Origin of the sequence: Telluria sp. B2 (assembly GCF_051789535.1) — a bacterium.
In the GTDB taxonomy this organism is placed as follows: Bacteria; Pseudomonadota; Gammaproteobacteria; order Burkholderiales; family Burkholderiaceae_D; genus Telluria.
In genome coordinates, this window is sequence record NZ_CP196525.1 from 258,137 (window position 1) to 274,712 (window position 16,576).

The following is a 16,576-nucleotide window of genomic DNA, read 5'->3' on the forward strand; positions in this document are numbered from 1 at the left end:
CTCAGGCTCCCGCGGGCGCGGCGCGGCCCGCCTTGCTGATGCTGTAGCTCAGGGTCGAGGGCTGCAGCACGGCGTCGAAGTTCACCGTCTCCTGCGCCGCATTGACGACGAGCAAGGCGTTGATCGAGAAATCGAGCCGGTTGACGCTGTTGGTGCGCAGCTCGAGCGAGGCCTTGACGTTTCTCAGGCGCGGCTCGTGGCGCGCAATGACACGCTCGATGCAGGCGCAGATATGGGCGCGGTCGGTCGGACTCGACAGAGATAAATCGGCGAAATCGATCAGGCCGTAGCTGACGATCGAATCGGCGCATTCCGGATAGGGTTTCAGGAATTCTTCGGGCAGGACCGAGCGCGTGTTGAGCAGGGCTTCGAGGTCGCGCGCCACCATGTCCTTCATGTCCTCGAGCAGCGCACGCGGATTGGCGGCGCGGACCGGCACGCCCAGCAGCCGGTCGAATAGTCCAGGCGTAAAACCTTTCATCGCATCCCCTTAGTGCTGCGGCCTCGGCCGTGGTCGGTTCGAAGCAAACCGCATGTTGCCACGTTGCGCAGCGCAAACGTTTGAGCAACTTCACATGGACAACTTCTGGCTGTTGTTATTGTTCCTTGAGAAAAGTTCGACCTATATCAACCAAGAGCACCCGATGGAAGGTTTGCCGGGTGCGCTCACTGAGGGATGCCAGAACATGAGCAGCAAGGTACTCTGGGGCGAAGGCCTCCTGCTACGCCCGCAACATTTCCAGCGCCAGGACGAATACCACGAACACTGCCTGCAAAAGGGCATCAAGGCAGTGCACCCCTACGCCTGGGGCGTCGAGCGCCTGCAGGTCGACCGCGAAGCCTTGGCCAGCAATGTCCTGCGTATCGTCGACCTGGCGGTGCGCTTCCAGGACGGCGAACTGGTCGACGCGCCCGGCGCCGACGAGCTGCCGGATTCAATCGACCTCAGCCTGGTGACGCAGGCGCAGCAGAGCGTGACCTATTATGTGGCGCTGCCCGGACTGAAACCCTTCAGCGGCAATTTCGCCCAGCCGGGCCAGGCCTCGAACACCGCGCGCTTCATCCAGGCCAACCAGGACACGCCCGACCTGTACACAGGCGCCGCGCCGGTGCAGCTGGCCTACCTGAAAAAATCGGTGCGCCTGGTGTCCGAATCCGAACCGCGCGACGCCTACATCCACTTTCCGCTGCTGCGCCTGCGCCGCGCCAGCACCGGCGGCTTCGAGCTCGACCCTGCCTTTGTTCCGCCGAGCCTGACGGTGGCCGCCGCACCGCCGCTGTTCCAGCAACTGCGGCGCCTGCTCGACGCCTTGCAGGCGAAAGTCAGCGCGCTGTATGGCCACCAGCGCGAGCCAAGCAAGAACGTGATCGAATTCCGCTCGGGCGACATGTCCTCGTTCTGGCTGCTGCACACGGCCAGCGCCGCCTATGCCGAACTGACCCACCATTTTCATCATCCAGCCCTGCACCCCGAGCGCCTTTATGAACAATTGCTGGGGGTAGCGGGACGCCTGATGACTTTCTCGAAAAGCTGGACCCTGGCCGATCTGCCCCCCTACCAGCACAACGATCCCGGCCCCGGCTTCACCAAGTTGCACCAGATCATCCGCGAGCTGCTCGACACCGTGATCTCGTCGAAATACTTCGCCATCGCGCTCAACGAAAACCGGCCCAGCTACCACATCGGCATGCTCGACTCGGGCAAGATCGACGAGAAGACCAGCTTCTACATCGCAGTGGGCGCGGACATTCCCGCGATCGAACTGGTCGACGTGGTGCCGCTGCGCTTCAAGGTCGGTGCCCCGGACGACGTCGAGAAATTCGTGCTCTCGGCCCTGCCCGGCGTGCGCCTGCAGTACACGCCGCAGCTGCCCGCAGCCGTGCCGGTGCGGCCCGACACCTGCTACTTCCTGCTGGAGGCGAAAGGGCAGATGTACGAGCGCATGATCAAGGCGCAGTCGATCTCGATCTATGTGCCGGCCGGGATGAAGGAGTTGCGGCTGGAGTTGCTGGCGGCGGCGGCATAAGGAGAGGCGCACATGTCCGGACCACTCATCACGCTCGGCGACAAGACTTCCCACGGCGGCGCCGTCATCGAGGCTTCGCCGAACAGCGACAGCGGCGGCAAGGGCATCGCCCGGGTCGGCGACAAGGCCACCTGTCCCAAGCACGGCCCGAACCCGATCGTCAGCGGCGACGCGACCCTGATCGTCGACGGCAAGCCGGCCGCAAGGCACGGCGACAAGACCGCCTGCGGCGCCACCCTGATCGCCGGCCAGCAGGCCACGATCGACAACATCTGACCGATTTACTGTCCCATGACGACTGCGATTACCCCGCCGGGCGGTCTGCCCGGCCCGCTCAAGGGCGGCCTCGTGGCCGCGACCCTGTTCGCCGCCTGCTGGGGCGGCGCGATCTGGTACTGGCGCGGCGCCGACGTCACACCCGGCACCGTCGAGCTGGCGCTGGCGCTGCTCGTGCTGCCGCTGGTCCTGGTCGGCTCCCTGTGGTTCGGCCGCAAGCTGATCGCGGCGCGGGCGGCGCCGCCGGCAGCGGTGGCCGGGAACAAGCCTGCCGCAGCCCAGCCGGTGAGCGTCGCCCTGCCGCCGCTGGCGATCGTCTCGAGCGCGCTGCGTTCGCCCCACGGCGGCTCGGCCGAGGAACTGGCCAGCGCCATCGCCGGCAACAAGGTGCGTCCCGATCTCGACCGTGAACTGGTCGACGACGACGGCTTTCCGGTCGCGGCGGCGCGCTGCGAGGAGGCCGAGGACGAAGCCCTGCAGGAAGAGATCGGCAACTGGCTGGTAGAAAACGCCATGCCGGAGGTCGGCTTCAGCGACGAACAGTGGCGCGCGCTGCTGCTGGGCAGCGCCGTCGTGGCCGAGCTGGCCAGCCGCGCCGGCGACCTGCTGCCTGCCGCGGGCACGCCGCCGACCCTGCAATTGCTGTCCCTGCTGCCGCACGACTGGCCGCAGGCGCAGCGCCACGCCGCCAGTAGCTGGTTCAGGCATCTCGCCAGCGGCTTCGGCTGGCCGGCTGCGCAGGTGGTGCTGCCGCCTGATGCGCCGGCGACACCGGTTTCGGTTTTCGGACAACTGGCGCGCGACGCCGCGCAGAATGCGGCGCCCGTCGTGGCGCTGGTCGTTGCCTGCGCCTCCCACATCGGCCAGGAAACGGTGGACGACTGGGCGAGCAAGGGCACCTTGTTCACGTCGAGCCGGCCGCAGGGACTGGTGCCGGGCGAGGGCGCCGCCGGCCTGCTGCTGACCGACTTGCAACTGGCGCAATCGATTGAGGGCACGCTGTTCGCCCTGCTCGACCCAAGCGAGCAGGCGCCAGGATCCCAGGACAGCCGGCGCGCCGATCCGAAACTCCTGGGCGAACTGGCAAGCCGCGCCGTCGCCCCTGCCGGCGCCGCGCTGGAAGAGCTGGCCATGGTCGTGGCCGATACCGGCCAGCGCCAGCAGCGCACGCTCGAGCTGATGGGCATGACCTCCAGCGCCATGCCCCAGCTCGACGACAGCGAGGACGTGCTGTGCGTCGGCACGGCCAGCGGCGCCTGCGCCGACGTGCCCTTTATTACCGCGCTGGCGCTGGCCCAGCACGGCGCGCTGGTGCGTGGCGCCCCGGTGCTGTGCATCAGCAACGAAGAAGCAGGCGGGCGCTGCGCCGCGCTGGTACGGCCAGCGGCTGCCTGAACGGCATCGTCCGATCCTTCCTACATCACGTCAGCGCTCGCGCCGATTGGAGCCAACGGCAGCGGCGCTACCATCGAGTCATCTGATAATCATGCTGGGAGAATCATGATGGCCGATAACAAAGACCTTTCCCCGAACGCAGGTGCGCAGGGCGGCGATGCAGGTAACCGCGGCGGCAATGTGGACAGTGGGTCCGGCAGCGGGCAAGGGCTGGACCGCCTGGCCGGTCCGGCTTCGGGAAGCGGCAACAGCCAGGATGCCGGCGCCGGCGGCTCGATGTCCGGGCAATACACGGGCGGACCGGGCGCGGGAACGACGCGCGAGAGCGGCATCGTCAGCGCTTCGCCTGAAAGCAATGTCAGGCCGGCGGGTGCGCCGCAGAGCAGCCGCGGCAGTGCGGGCGGACCGGTTCCCGGCGGCACCAGTGGCGCTGCGGGGCCGGGCGAAAGCACGGAGAATGGCATGGGCGCGGCCGCGGGCGGCGGCAATCCGGGCACGTCGGCGCAATCGGCGCCTGAGGGAGGCCAGCAGGGTGCAGCAGGCGGTGCGTCGGGCGAAAACGCCGTCAAGCGGCTGGCCGAGAAGGACGAGGGCGGCGTGGGTGGGGCGGATTCGCGCTGAGCCTTGCTCCAACTTCATCACTTTGCAAATTGGACATGAGGCGGTGTCTGCAACGGGCGCCGCTGCCTCAAGCGCCTGAAGGCCGGACCGGCAAGTGCTCGGGTGCCGGAGTACACACCAGGGCCCAGGCTGAGCATGTTGGCGCTGTTCCAATGCGAAGCGGCCAATACGACTGGGCATTGCCCTTCGTATTGGCCGCTTGCAGGTAGCGGCGGCTTTCCGCCAGCCAGGCTGCTTTACTCCACCGTCACCGACTTCGCCAGATTCCTCGGCTTGTCGACGTCGGTCCCACGCGCCAGCGCCGTGTGATACGCCAGCAGCTGCAGCGCCGCCACGTGCAGGATCGGCGACAGTTCGCCGTAGTGCTCCGGCAGGCGGATGACGTGCACGCCGTCGCTCGAGGTGATGCGCGAGTCGACGTCGGCGAACACGTACAGTTGGCCGCCGCGGGCGCGCACTTCCTGCATGTTCGACTTCAGCTTTTCCAGCAGCGCGTCGTTCGGGGCGATGGTCACGACCGGCATTTCTTCCGTCACCAGCGCCAGCGGGCCGTGCTTTAGTTCTCCCGCCGGGTAGGCTTCGGCGTGGATGTAGGAGATTTCCTTGAGCTTCAGGGCGCCTTCCAGGGCGATCGGGTAGTGCAGGCCGCGGCCCAGGAACAGGGCGTTTTCCTTGCGTGCGAATTCCTCGGCCCAGGCGATGATCTGCGGCTCCAGCGCCAGCACCGACGACAGCGCGACCGGCAGGTGGCGCATCTGTTTCAGGTGCTCGGCTTCCTGCTCGTCGCTCAGGCGGCCGTTGACTTGCGCCAGCGTCAGCGTCAGCAGGAAGAGGGCGGCCAGCTGCGTGGTGAACGCTTTGGTCGAGGCGACGCCGACTTCGACGCCGGCGCGGGTGATGTAGGCCAGTTCGCATTCGCGCACCATGGCGCTGGTCGCGACGTTGCAGATCGTCAGCGTATGCGGCATGCCGAGGCTGCGCGCATGTTTCAATGCCGCCAGGGTGTCGGCGGTTTCGCCGGACTGGGAAATGGTCACGACCAGGGTTTGCGGGTGCGGCACGCTGTCGCGGTAGCGGTATTCGCTGGCGATTTCCACGTTGACCGGGACCTTGGCGATGCATTCGATCCAGTACTTGGCGGTGAGACCGGCGTAGTAGCTGGTGCCGCAGGCCAGGATCAGCACGCGGTCGATTTCCTTGAACACCTTATACGCCTTGTCGCCGAACAGCTCCGGCATGATGCCGGTCACGCCCTCGAGGGTGTCGCCGATGACGCGCGGCTGTTCAAAAATTTCCTTCTGCATGTAGTGGCGGTAGGGACCCAGCTCGGCCGCGCCCGTGTGCGCGTGCACGGTTTTCACCTCGCGCTCGACCGGTTTGCCTTCGCTGTCGACGATCCAGTAGCGCGACAGTTGCAGGTCGACGACGTCGCCTTCTTCCAGGTAGATGATCTGGTTAGTCGTGCCGGCCAGCGCCATCGCGTCCGACGCGACGAAATTCTCGCCTTCGCCGACGCCGACGATCAGCGGCGAGCCCTGGCGTGCGGCAACCACGCGGTGCGGTTCTTCACGCGAGAACACGGCGATCGCGTAGGCGCCGTGCAGGCGTTTCACGGCCTGCTGGACGGTGTCGAACAGGTCGCCGTTGTACATGTGGTCGACCAGGTGGGCGATGACTTCGGTGTCGGTCTGGCTCTGGAACTGGTAGCCGATGTCGGTCAGTTCGCGGCGCAGTTCGTCGTGGTTCTCGATGATGCCGTTGTGGACCAGCGCGATGCGCGCGCTTTCTTCGTTCGGCGAGAAGTGCGGGTGGGCGTTGTGCGAGGCCGGGGCGCCGTGGGTGGCCCAGCGGGTGTGGGCGATGCCGGTATAGCCCTGCAGGCCGGTGCCTTGCACCTGGGTTTCGAGATCGGCCACGCGCGAGGTGCTGCGCGAACGCGCCAGGCGGCCATCCACGTGCAGCGCGACGCCGCAGGAATCGTAGCCGCGGTATTCGAGGCGCTTCAGGCCTTCGATCAGGATGGGGGTGATGTTGCGTTGCGCTACTGCTCCAACAATGCCGCACATGGGAGAACCTCGTTTAAAAAATTAACAATAAAGCATATCCTATGGCAATGCGCGTGAAATAAGCTTTCAGAATTCAGGCTGAAACGTTATAAAATTTCATATGTCTAAATAGATGAAATTTTATTTCATTTCTTGCTAAATATTTTTATTTAATTTCATGACCGAACTTACCCAGCCCCTGGACGATCTTGATCGTCGCATCCTCAAGGCCCTGCAGACTGATGCATCGCATACCAATGCCGAGTTGGCGGAACTGGTCCACGTCTCGCCGCCCACTTGTCTGCGCCGCGTCAAGCAACTCACCGATGCAGGTGTGATCGAAAGGCAAGTTGCGATCGTGGCGCCGGACAAGGTCGGCGCCCGCCTGACTGCCATCGTCGAGATCACGCTCGACGTCCAGGCTGCCGAGCGCATGGCCCAGTTCGAGCAACTGGTCGCCGCCGAAGAAGCGGTGCTGCAGTGCTACCGCGTCGCGCCGGGGCCGGATTTCGTGTTGATCGTGCAGGTGGTCGACATGCCGGCCTACCACGCGCTGGCGCACCGCCTGTTCGCGACCCACGCCAATGTGCGCAACGTGAAAGCCTATTTCTCCACCTTCCGCAGCAAGTTCGAGACCCGGATCGTCGTGTGAACCGATCCGGCGGAGGCGCACACGTCTGTGGATAAACCGGTGGATGAGTATGTGGAAGTGTTGCGGGTAACCCTTGGATAAGCCAGTGGATTACCCTGTGATTTAGCTGTGATCTAACTGTAAATAAGCTGTCCATATCCGGTGGATTGGCTGTGGACAGCAAGACCTCACTTCTTCACCTTGACCGGACGGCTCCAGCCGTCGATCGTCATCTGCTTGGGACGAGAAATCGTCAGCTTGCCTGCCGGCGCGTCCTTCGTCAGCGTGGTGCCGGCGCCGAGCGTCGCGCCCTTGCCGACGGTGACCGGGGCCACCAGCTGGCTGTCGCTGCCGATGAAGGCGTCATCCTCGATCACGGTGCGGAATTTGTTGGCGCCGTCGTAATTGCAGGTGATGGTGCCGGCGCCGATGTTCACGCGCGAGCCGACCGTGGCGTCGCCGACATAGGCCAGGTGGTTTGCCTTGCTGTGCGCGGCGACCTGGCTGTTCTTGATCTCGACGAAGTTACCCACATGGACGTCTTCGCCCAGCTCGGTGCCCGGGCGCAGGCGCGCGTAAGGGCCGATCTGCGATTTCGGGCCGACCACGGCGTCCTCGATGTGGCAGAAGGGCTTGATGTTGGCGCCTTGTTCCACTTTGGCGTTCACCAGCAAGCAATGCGGGCCGACCGTGACGCCGTCAGCCAGCTCGACGCGGCCTTCGAACACGCAGCCGACGTCGATCACGACATCGCGTCCGCAGATCAGCTCGCCGCGCACGTCGATGCGCGCCGGATCCATCAGCGTGACACCCTTTTCCAGCAGCGCGTTGGCAATGTTCAGCTGATGGCGGCGCTCGAGCTCGGCCAACTGGACCTTGCTGTTCACGCCCGCCACTTCCCATTCGGCCGAAGGCGAGGCCGACACCACCTCGACACCCTCGGCAACGGCCTGGGCGACGATGTCGGTCAGGTAGTACTCGCCCTGCGCGTTGTTGTTCGACAGCGCGGCCAGCCAGCGTTTCAGGTGGCGCGTCGGGATGCACATGATGCCGCTGTTGATCTCGCGGATCGCGCGTTCGGTGTCGCTGGCGTCCTTTTCCTCGACGATGCGCACGATGCGCCCGTTCTCGCGCACGATGCGGCCCAGGCCGAAGGGATTGGCTTGTTCGACGGTAAGAATGCCGAGCTTGTCATTGCCGGCGGCCTCGACCAGGCGGCGCAGCGAGGACTCGAGGGTGAGCGGCACGTCGCCGTACAGCACCAGGGTCGGCGCGTCCTCGTCAAGTTGCGGCACGGCCTGCATCACGGCGTGTCCCGTACCGAGCTGGGGCTGCTGCAGGGCGGTCTCGATTGGCGTCTGGCCATGCCCGGCCAGCTTGGCCACCATCTCCGGCACCGCTGCGCCGCCGTGCCCATAGATCACGCATAATTTACTCGACGACAGGCTACGCGCCGTATCGATGACATGCTGCAACAGCGGCTTTCCAGCCAGCGGGTGCAACACTTTTGGCAGAGCGGACTGCATCCGCTTCCCCATGCCGGCGGCAAGGATGACAACGTTCATAAGCCGTATTCAAAAAAGAGTTAATAAGATGAAAAAGTCTATCACGCAAGACCCCTTGTTCCAGCGCACGCGTGCGCTGTTCCTGATCGCGCTGATGACCGTGTTAGCCGCATGCAGCACCATCCGTTTCAGCTACAACCACGGCGACACCTTACTTTACTGGTGGTTGGATGCGTATGTGGATTTCGAGGGCGATCAGTCCGACTGGGTCAAACGTGATATCCGAGAACTGTTTCAATGGCATCGCAAGACCCAGTTGCAGGACTATGCGGCCCTGCTCGGCAAGTTCCAGCGCCAGCTGGCCGGCAATCCGACGCAAGCCGACCTGGTCAACGCCTACAAGGACATCCGCAGCCGTACCGAGGTGCTGGCCTACCGCGCCGTGCCCGACATGGCGGCCCTGGCGCTGTCGCTCACGCCCGACCAGATCCACCAGATGGAGCAGCGTTTCGAGAAGAAGAATAACGAATACCGCCGCAAGTTCGTCAGCGGCAGCGTCGAGAAGCGCAACGAGGCGCGTTTCGACAAGTCGATGGAGCAGTTCAAGCTCTGGTTCGGCAACTTCAGCCGCGAGCAGGAAGCGGCCCTGCGCCGCGCCTCGGATGCGCGCCCGCTCGACAACAACATCTGGCTCGAAGAACGGATGTACCGCCAGCGCAAGATCGTGGCCCTGGCGCGCAAGATTCAGGCGGAAAAGCCGAACAAGGAACAGGCGGCGAACATGATCACGGCCCTGATCCGCGAATTCTTCGGCCGCATGGACGCGCCCGACCGCAAGGCCTTCTATGACAGCTACACCAACGCGACGACCAATTACATCCTGAGCGCCATCCACATGGCCACGCCGCAGCAGAAGGCGCATGCCCAGAAACGCATGCAGGGCTGGATCGACGACCTGAATGCCCTCGCGCGCGAAGCCCCATAAGGGGTGAAATACGGGGGCTGAAATACCGGGAAAGGCACATGGTATAGTGCGCGCATGCAAAGAAAGCCAGCAAAACCCCAGGGCCGGCACGGCCCGCATGGACGTCCTCGCCTCGCACCCCAGCAGGTGCGCATCATCGGCGGCGAATGGAAACGGCGCCTGCTGCCGGTCCTCGACGCCCTCGGCCTGCGCCCCACGCCCGACCGCGTACGCGAGACCGTCTTCAACTGGATCAACCACCAGCTCAAGAGCGATTGGGACGAGGTCGATTGCCTCGACCTGTTCGCCGGCAGCGGCGCATTGGGCTTCGAGGCAGCCAGCCGCGGCGCCCGTTCCGTCCTCATGCTCGACTACCATGGCCCGGTGGTGCGCCAGCTCGAACTGAACAAGGAAACCCTGAAGGCGGGTAACGTGAGCGTCGTGCGCGGCGACGCCTTTGCCGTGGCGCGCGACATGGCCCTGCGCGGCCAGCGTTTCGATGTGATCTTCCTCGATCCGCCTTACCAGCAGGATTTTTTAGCCAGGGCGCTGCCGCTGTGCGTCGACCTGTTGAAAGAGGGCGGCATGGTCTATGCCGAGGCCGAACATGCGCTGCCGGCAGGCGATGCAGCGCCGGACTGGCTGGCGCCCTGGGAACAGATCCGTGCAGATAAAGCGGGCATGGTCTATTATCACCTGCTGAAATTGCACGAAAACAAGGCTTAAAGCGTTTAATTCTGCTCAATTTTCGGGCATGCCAGGCCCCGGGCTGGGGCAACTGCCGGATTTTCAGGCATAATGCGTCTTTAAACACAGGTGTTTCTCCCAGGGAGCCACAATGGTTGTAGCCGTTTATCCAGGTACCTTTGACCCGCTCACCCGCGGCCATGAAGATTTGGTGCGCCGCGCATCGGGCCTGTTCGATACGCTCGTGGTCGGTGTTGCCGACAGCAAGAACAAGAAGCCCTTCTTCACGCTCGAGGAACGCCTGGAAATCGCCAACGAGGTGCTCGGCCACTACCCGAACGTGAAGGTCGAAAGCTTTTCCGGCCTGCTCAAGGATTTCGTGCGCCAGCACGACGCCCGCGTGATCGTGCGCGGCCTGCGCGCCGTGTCCGACTTCGAGTACGAGTTCCAGATGGCGGGCATGAACCGCTATTTGCTCCCAGACGTCGAGACTTTGTTTTTGACGCCGTCCGACCAGTACCAGTTCATCTCGGGCACCATCGTGCGCGAGATCGCGATGCTCGGCGGCGACGTGTCGAAATTCGTGTTCCCTTCGGTGGACCGTTGGCTGCAGAAGAAGATCGCAGCGATGAACCTGCCGAAAGCCTGAAATCCAGGCAGTTTTTGAGAGCAGTATCATGGCCTTATTGATTACCGACGACTGCATCAACTGCGACGTGTGCGAGCCCGAGTGCCCGAACGACGCCATCTCGATGGGCGAGGAGATCTACGAGATCGATCCGCACAAGTGCACCGAATGCGTCGGCCACTTCGACGAACCGCAATGCGCCTCGCTGTGCCCGGTCGCCTGCATTCCGCTGAATCCGGCCTGGCGTGAAACACGCGAGGAATTGCAGGCGAAATACGAGCGCCTGACGGCGGCGAAAAACGCCGCCTGAGCGCTGCGCCGGCACACGCTTGCCGGCACTTTCTTTCTACCCTTCTTTCTCGGTGCGCACGCACGCCTGCCAACCGGCCGGTGAGCGATCAGGCGCCATGCTATGCTCTCCGCATGGCTCCCCAGGACGATATCGATGCGCGTGGAGCGTTGCCGCCCAGCGTCAGCGAAAACATCGGCACGATCGCTGAATATTGCGAACGCAGCGAGGAGCAGGTCACGACGGCCCAAAGAATCGTCGAAAAGGTGAGCCTGTTCCTGGGCAGCCCTGCCTATTTTGCGGTCAACGTCACCTTCATCATCGGCTGGATCGTCTGGAATGTCGCGGCGCCCGAACTCGACTTCGACCAGATCGACGAACCGCCCTTCTTCTGGCTGCAGGGCTTTGTCTCCCTGAACGCCTTCATCATCTCCACCACCGTGCTGATCCGCCAGAACCGCATGTCCAAGCTGGCCGAGCGCAACGCCCACCTCGACCTGCAGATCAGCCTGCTCTCCGACGAGAAGACCAGCAAGATCATTGCCATGCTCGAAGAACTGCGGCGCGACGATCCCCACCTGCCCGACAAGGCCGACCCCGAAGCCGACGAACTGGCCCACCCCACCGATACCCCGAGCGTGCTCGGCGCCATCGAACGCGAAACCAAGAGCACCTGATAAAACCTCCATGGCGGCCTTGCATCGTCTCGCCGTACGTTCGTACTGTCTTCCACGACGCGTCGGGTGGCCGCATCCCTTGCCCTGGAGGCTTTCCAAGGCGCTCTGAATCCCCGTTGTATTGTGCTCTTGCAGCATTGAAATAATTGTTGCTTCTTGATTTTCATCAAGAGTTCAATGCTATATTTATATTGCTGTTTTAGCATGATCATTCTTTTTCATCGGGACGGGGATCAATGGTGAACATCAATAACTTGCGTATCGGCCAGCGCCTGGCCATCGGGTTTGGCGTCGTGATTTCCCTGCTGGTCTTGCTGGCCGGCCTGTCGTATGGGCGCATGGCCAGCCTGGACGCGGAGATGAGCCATCTGGTGAAAGTACGCTACGCCAATACCGTCAGCGCCAACGCCATCCAGGCCGAGGTCAACGAAGCCACCCGCGGCATGCTCAGCGTGCTGGTGATGGCCGACCCGGACCAGATCAAGAAAGAGCTCGAGCACGCCAGCCGCAAGAGCGCCAGCGCCAGCGTCGCCGTGGCGCGCCTGGTGCAGAGCACGCGCGATGCGGAAGGAACGAAAATCCTGGAAGCAATCGCCCAGATCCAGGCCAAATTCCTGCCGGCCCAGGAAGCGTTCAGCAAACTCGTACTCGAAGACCGCAAGGACGAGGCAATGGTGAAATTCATGTTTTCGCTACGTCCGCAACAGGCCAAGTATTTCGAACAGCTCGACCGCTACATCGCCTACCAGAACGCGGCCATGAACCAGGCCGGGGAAGCCGCCGGCGCCGTCACCCGCCGCACCCAGCTGCTGGTGCTGGCGCTGGCCGGTGTGGCTGCTGCAATCTCGCTCGCGGTGGCCTTCCTCGCCACGCGCAGCATCACGCGTCCGCTGAACCAGGTGGTCGATATCGCCCGCCGCGTCGCCGACGGCGACCTGACCAGCGAGATCCGCGCCGACACGCGCGACGAGACCGGCCAGATGATGCGGGCGCTGCAGCACATGAACAGCAGCCTGGTGCGCATCGTCGCCGAGGTGCGCGGCAGCACCGAAGCGATGGCGGCGGCCTCGAACGAGATTGCCAGCGGCAACCTCGACCTGTCGAGCCGCACCGAACAGCAGGCCGCCGCCCTCGGCCATACCGCCGGCTCGATGCGCGAACTGACCGACACCGTCCAGCAGAACGCCGACAACGCGCGCCAGGCGAACCAGCTCGCGGCCAAGGCCTCCGACGTGGCCGAGCAGGGCGGTACCGTGGTCGCGCGCGTGATCGACACCATGGGTTCGATCACGGCGTCCTCGCGCAAGATCGTCGACATCATCGGCGTCATCGATGCGATCGCCTTCCAGACCAATATCCTGGCCCTGAACGCCGCGGTGGAAGCGGCGCGCGCCGGCGAGCAGGGACGCGGCTTTGCGGTGGTGGCGTCCGAAGTGCGCAACCTGGCCCAGCGCTCGGCCGCCGCCGCCAAGGAAATCAAGGTGCTGATCGGCGACTCGGTCGACAAGGTGCGCGAAGGCAGCACCCTGGTCGAGCAGGCCGGCGCCACCATGCAGGACGTGGTGGCGAGCGTGCGCCGCGTGACCGACATCATGGCCGAGATCACGGCCGCCAGCATGGAACAAAGCGCCGGCATCGCCCAAGTCAGCCGCAACGTGGTCGAGATGGACCAGACCACCCAGGAAAACGCCGCCCTGGTCGAGGAAGCGGCCGCCGCCGCCGCCTCGATGCAGACGCAGGCGGCGCAACTGGCGCACGCCGTCAGCGTCTTCAAGCTGGCCGAAGACACGGCCCGGCTGGCCGCGCCCGTCCCACACAAACGATTGACCGCCCACTAAAAATAGAAGGAGACACCATGAAAGCCCTGACAACCCTGGCCACCGGCGCCGCACTGGCGCTGGCCCTCGCACTGCCGGCCGCGGCCGCTGTCGATGTGAACGGCATCAAGTTCGACGACACCAACAAGGTCGGCGGCAAGGACCTGAAACTGAACGGCGCCGGCATGCGCACCAAGCTCGTGATCAAGGTCTATGCCGCCGGCCTCTACCTGACGGAGAAGAGCAAGAACGTCGCCGACATCCTCAAAATGGACGGCCCGCGCCGCGTCACCCTGGTGATGGCACGCGATATCTCGTCCGAAGACCTGGGCAAGGCCTTCATGGACGGCATCAACGAGAACCTGGACAAGACGGAAAAAGCGAAGATCGTCGGCCAGATCGGCAAGTTCGGCGAAATGTTCGCCAGCGTCGACCAGATCCGCAAGGGCGACGTGCTGCACATGGACTGGATCCCGGGCACGGGCACCGTGTGCGAGCTGAACGGCAAGCGCATCGGCGAGCCGGCCGCCGACATCACGTTCTATAACGCCGTGCTGCGTATCTGGCTGGGTGAAAAGCCGGCCGACCGCTCATTGAAACCGGCACTGCTGGGCGACGCCAAGTAATCTTCTCGAGTACAAAAAAAACGCGGCGCCGGGGTTCCGGTCGCCGCGTTTTTCTTTATGCGGGGGTGCTGGTTCTTCAGGCGCCCGAGCCGAGCGTACCGGTGCCGGGGCCCTTGGCCGAGTCGATTGCGCGCTGCAACACGGCGCCGGTCTTTTGCGCCAAACGGGCGGCGCGCTCTTCCTTCGTCATGCGCGGACGGATGGTCAGCACCAGGGCGCGCACGATGCCGCTCAGGAGGGGGCGGAAAAACATCAGGACACTGGCCAGCAGCGCCAGCAGCAGGGCGGCGCGCAGCAGCTCCGCCAGCGGGAGCACAGGGAAAGAGAATTGCGTCAGAGTGGATACGAACGACATGATCAGGCCGGTATGTTGTTTTTCCGAACTATAGTGCAACGCAACATATAAATCTAATTCCGTTCAATGATGTGGCTTATATTGATCATGAATGAAATGGGGTACACTGGCAGACAGACTTAGAACCGGCGTGAATTTGACGCCCATATCGAGACACATCATGAGTTTTCTGACGCTGGACCTGAACCTGCTGCGCGTATTCGACGCAGTCATGACCGAACAAAACCTGACGCGCGCCGCCGGCCATCTTGCGATGACCCAGCCGGCCGTATCGAACGCCATCAAGCGCCTGCGCGAGAGCCTGGGCGACGAATTGCTGATCCGTACCGCCTACGGGGTGAAACCGACGCCGCGCGCCGAGGCGCTGTGGCCGGCCGTACGCCAGGCGCTGGCGGCGCTGGAAGCGGCCGTGATGCCGGAAACCTTCGACGTCTCCAAGGCCCAGGCCACCTTCCGCATGGCGATGGCCGACGCCACCGCCGCCTACTGGCTGCCGTCGCTGATGCGTTCGATCGAGCGCGAGGCGCCCGGCGTGAACATCCGCATGGTGCCGCTGACCACGCGCGAACCGCGCCCGATGCTGCTGCGCGGCGACATCGACCTGGCAGTCGGCTTCTTCCCGGGCGTGGCGGCCCAACTGTCCTACGAGACCGGCTCGCCGATCCGCCATGAGCGCCTGTATTCCGGCCAATACGTGTGCGTGATGCGCAAGAAGCATCCACTGGCCGAGGGCAAGCTCGACCTGGATTCCTACTGCAAGGCGAACCACCTGCTGGTGAGTTTCTCGGGCCGGGCCCACGGCCTGGTCGACGAAGCCCTGGCCCAGATCGGCCGCGAGCGCCGCATCCTGCTGACGGTGAACCAGTTCTTCACCGCGGGCCGGGTGGTGGCCAATTCCGACCTGATCACGGTGCTGCCGAAGCATTTGATGGTGTCGACCGGCATGACCGATGCGCTGATCTGGCGCGAACTGCCTTTCCAGCTGCCGGCCGTGCACCTGGACATGCTCTGGCACGAGCGCGACGGCCGCAGCCCGGCGCACCGCTGGCTGAGAAGTAACCTGGAAACGACGGCGGCGACGGCAACCAAGCCGTTGATGGAGCGCCAGGCGGCGTAAGGCAAGATTGGTTTTCGTAGGGTGGGCACTCCGTGCCCACGCGGTGCGGCGCATGCGCTCACGGAACGCGTGCGAACATCTCGCGGCCGTGTTGGATTGATAACCGCACGAAAAAGCAAACCATTACATTGATTGCCGCGTGTCCGCATTCGGATACGCCGCGTCACCTCATCCGTCTCGACGAAACAGCGCCAACACGGCGCATCGTTCCGCGTGGGCACGGAGTGCCCACCCTACCGGATGCGTCAACAAATTCGTTCACAGCACGGCGTTTATCCGCCGAAAAAGTTCACCGGATCGGCAACTTCGTCGTATTTTTGACTTCTTCCATCACCGCATAGGTGTGCGTTTCACGCACGCCCTTCTGCAGCAAGGTTTTGCCGAGGAATTCACGGTATGCTGCCATGTCCTTCACGCGCGCCTTCACCAGGTAGTCGAAGCCGCCGGCTACCATGTGGCATTCGAGCACTTCCGGGATCAGTTGCACGCTCTGTTTGAACGCGTCGAAGACTTCCGGCGTGGTGCGGTCCAGCACCACCTCGATGAAGACCAGCAGCGACACGTCGAGCAGCTGGGGGTTGAGCTGGGCCGTGTAACCCGTGATATAGCCGGACTCGTGCAGCTTGCGCACGCGCTCGAGGCAGGCCGCCGGCGACAGGTTGACCCGCGCCGCCAGCTCGACGTTGCTGATGCGTCCATCGTTCTGCAACTCGGCCAGAATCTTTTTCGAAATCTTGTCCAGCATGGTGTCTCTCTCTTCACCGTAAATATTATTTGGCCGAATTCTCGCATCAAAAACTATCTATTGCTAGTACCCTTTAAAAACAGAATTAATCCAGAAGATTTCCTTCTACAATCAAACGATTGAGAGTGCCCAAAAAATCTCCGGGGCAAGGCGCATCGCACTACAGCCAGG

Annotated in this window: 18 protein-coding genes; 13 read left to right on the top strand and 5 right to left on the bottom strand. The window is 63.7% G+C overall.

Annotated features, from left to right (window positions below; translation table 11 throughout):
- Window position 1: 1 nt before the first annotated feature.
- Window positions 2-481 (bottom strand): type VI secretion system baseplate subunit TssE, encoded by a 480-nt coding sequence (gene tssE / locus ACSUZJ_RS01140; RefSeq protein WP_499412510.1) that lies wholly within the window; start codon window positions 479-481, stop codon window positions 2-4.
- Window positions 482-686: 205 nt separating this feature from the next.
- On the opposite strand from tssE, the gene tssK reads away from it, so the two are divergent.
- The 4 genes from tssK to ACSUZJ_RS01160 all read left to right on the top strand — a co-directional run bounded on the left by tssK (window position 687) and on the right by ACSUZJ_RS01160 (window position 4,319).
- Window positions 687-2,027 carry a type VI secretion system baseplate subunit TssK gene (gene tssK, locus ACSUZJ_RS01145; RefSeq protein WP_499412512.1) on the top strand — a complete coding sequence of 447 codons (1,341 nt, stop codon included), beginning with the start codon at window positions 687-689 and terminating at the stop codon, window positions 2,025-2,027.
- 12 nt (window positions 2,028-2,039) lie between these two features.
- On the top strand, window positions 2,040-2,303 hold the full coding sequence (locus tag ACSUZJ_RS01150; RefSeq protein ID WP_499412514.1) for a PAAR domain-containing protein: 264 nt from the start codon (window positions 2,040-2,042) through the stop codon (window positions 2,301-2,303).
- A gap of 15 nt (window positions 2,304-2,318) precedes the next feature.
- Window positions 2,319-3,698, top strand: a complete 1,380-nt coding sequence (locus ACSUZJ_RS01155) for a hypothetical protein (RefSeq protein WP_499412516.1) — start codon at window positions 2,319-2,321, stop codon at window positions 3,696-3,698.
- Between the two features lie 180 nt (window positions 3,699-3,878).
- Complete coding sequence (locus ACSUZJ_RS01160) at window positions 3,879-4,319, top strand: hypothetical protein (protein WP_499412518.1); 441 nt, start codon at window positions 3,879-3,881, stop codon at window positions 4,317-4,319.
- A gap of 236 nt (window positions 4,320-4,555) precedes the next feature.
- Here ACSUZJ_RS01160 and glmS read toward each other — a convergent pair whose 3' ends face one another.
- The gene (gene glmS, locus ACSUZJ_RS01165) at window positions 4,556-6,385 is read right to left on the bottom strand and encodes a glutamine--fructose-6-phosphate transaminase (isomerizing) (RefSeq protein ID WP_499412520.1); all 1,830 of its coding nucleotides are present in this window, start codon (window positions 6,383-6,385) and stop codon (window positions 4,556-4,558) included.
- A 157-nt stretch (window positions 6,386-6,542) separates the two neighbouring features.
- Between glmS and ACSUZJ_RS01170 the strand changes: the two genes are divergently transcribed.
- Window positions 6,543-7,016 carry an Lrp/AsnC family transcriptional regulator gene (locus ACSUZJ_RS01170; protein ID WP_499412522.1) on the top strand — a complete coding sequence of 158 codons (474 nt, stop codon included), beginning with the start codon at window positions 6,543-6,545 and terminating at the stop codon, window positions 7,014-7,016.
- A gap of 167 nt (window positions 7,017-7,183) precedes the next feature.
- Here ACSUZJ_RS01170 and glmU read toward each other — a convergent pair whose 3' ends face one another.
- Window positions 7,184-8,560 (bottom strand): bifunctional UDP-N-acetylglucosamine diphosphorylase/glucosamine-1-phosphate N-acetyltransferase GlmU, encoded by a 1,377-nt coding sequence (gene glmU / locus ACSUZJ_RS01175; protein WP_499412524.1) that lies wholly within the window; start codon window positions 8,558-8,560, stop codon window positions 7,184-7,186.
- 28 nt (window positions 8,561-8,588) lie between these two features.
- Here glmU and ACSUZJ_RS01180 point away from each other — a divergent pair, with 28 nt between their 5' ends.
- The 7 genes from ACSUZJ_RS01180 (at window position 8,589) to ACSUZJ_RS01210 (ending at window position 14,188) form a co-directional block, all read left to right on the top strand.
- Window positions 8,589-9,485 (top strand): DUF6279 family lipoprotein, encoded by an 897-nt coding sequence (locus ACSUZJ_RS01180; protein WP_499412526.1) that lies wholly within the window; start codon window positions 8,589-8,591, stop codon window positions 9,483-9,485.
- A gap of 54 nt (window positions 9,486-9,539) precedes the next feature.
- Window positions 9,540-10,190 (top strand): 16S rRNA (guanine(966)-N(2))-methyltransferase RsmD, encoded by a 651-nt coding sequence (gene rsmD / locus ACSUZJ_RS01185; RefSeq protein WP_499412528.1) that lies wholly within the window; start codon window positions 9,540-9,542, stop codon window positions 10,188-10,190.
- A gap of 112 nt (window positions 10,191-10,302) precedes the next feature.
- Window positions 10,303-10,800, top strand: coding sequence for a pantetheine-phosphate adenylyltransferase (coaD, locus tag ACSUZJ_RS01190; protein WP_499412530.1), 498 nt, complete (start codon window positions 10,303-10,305; stop codon window positions 10,798-10,800).
- A gap of 28 nt (window positions 10,801-10,828) precedes the next feature.
- Window positions 10,829-11,089 (top strand): YfhL family 4Fe-4S dicluster ferredoxin, encoded by a 261-nt coding sequence (locus ACSUZJ_RS01195; RefSeq protein ID WP_499412532.1) that lies wholly within the window; start codon window positions 10,829-10,831, stop codon window positions 11,087-11,089.
- Between the two features lie 113 nt (window positions 11,090-11,202).
- Entirely contained in the window at window positions 11,203-11,745 is a 543-nt protein-coding gene (locus ACSUZJ_RS01200; RefSeq protein ID WP_499412534.1) for a DUF1003 domain-containing protein, read from the top strand.
- 236 nt (window positions 11,746-11,981) lie between these two features.
- Window positions 11,982-13,583: a methyl-accepting chemotaxis protein gene (locus ACSUZJ_RS01205; protein WP_499412536.1), complete on the top strand. Its 1,602-nt coding sequence runs from the start codon at window positions 11,982-11,984 to the stop codon at window positions 13,581-13,583.
- Between the two features lie 17 nt (window positions 13,584-13,600).
- Window positions 13,601-14,188 carry a chalcone isomerase family protein gene (locus ACSUZJ_RS01210; RefSeq protein ID WP_499412538.1) on the top strand — a complete coding sequence of 196 codons (588 nt, stop codon included), beginning with the start codon at window positions 13,601-13,603 and terminating at the stop codon, window positions 14,186-14,188.
- 76 nt (window positions 14,189-14,264) lie between these two features.
- Here ACSUZJ_RS01210 and ACSUZJ_RS01215 read toward each other — a convergent pair whose 3' ends face one another.
- Window positions 14,265-14,543, bottom strand: coding sequence for a hypothetical protein (locus ACSUZJ_RS01215; RefSeq protein ID WP_499412540.1), 279 nt, complete (start codon window positions 14,541-14,543; stop codon window positions 14,265-14,267).
- Between the two features lie 160 nt (window positions 14,544-14,703).
- Here ACSUZJ_RS01215 and ACSUZJ_RS01220 point away from each other — a divergent pair, with 160 nt between their 5' ends.
- Window positions 14,704-15,660, top strand: a complete 957-nt coding sequence (locus ACSUZJ_RS01220; RefSeq protein WP_499412542.1) for a LysR family transcriptional regulator — start codon at window positions 14,704-14,706, stop codon at window positions 15,658-15,660.
- Window positions 15,661-15,949: 289 nt separating this feature from the next.
- On the opposite strand, the gene ACSUZJ_RS01225 is transcribed toward ACSUZJ_RS01220, so the two are convergent.
- Entirely contained in the window at window positions 15,950-16,405 is a 456-nt protein-coding gene (locus ACSUZJ_RS01225; RefSeq protein WP_229436257.1) for an Lrp/AsnC ligand binding domain-containing protein, read from the bottom strand.
- Between the last annotated feature and the right edge of the window lie 171 nt (window positions 16,406-16,576).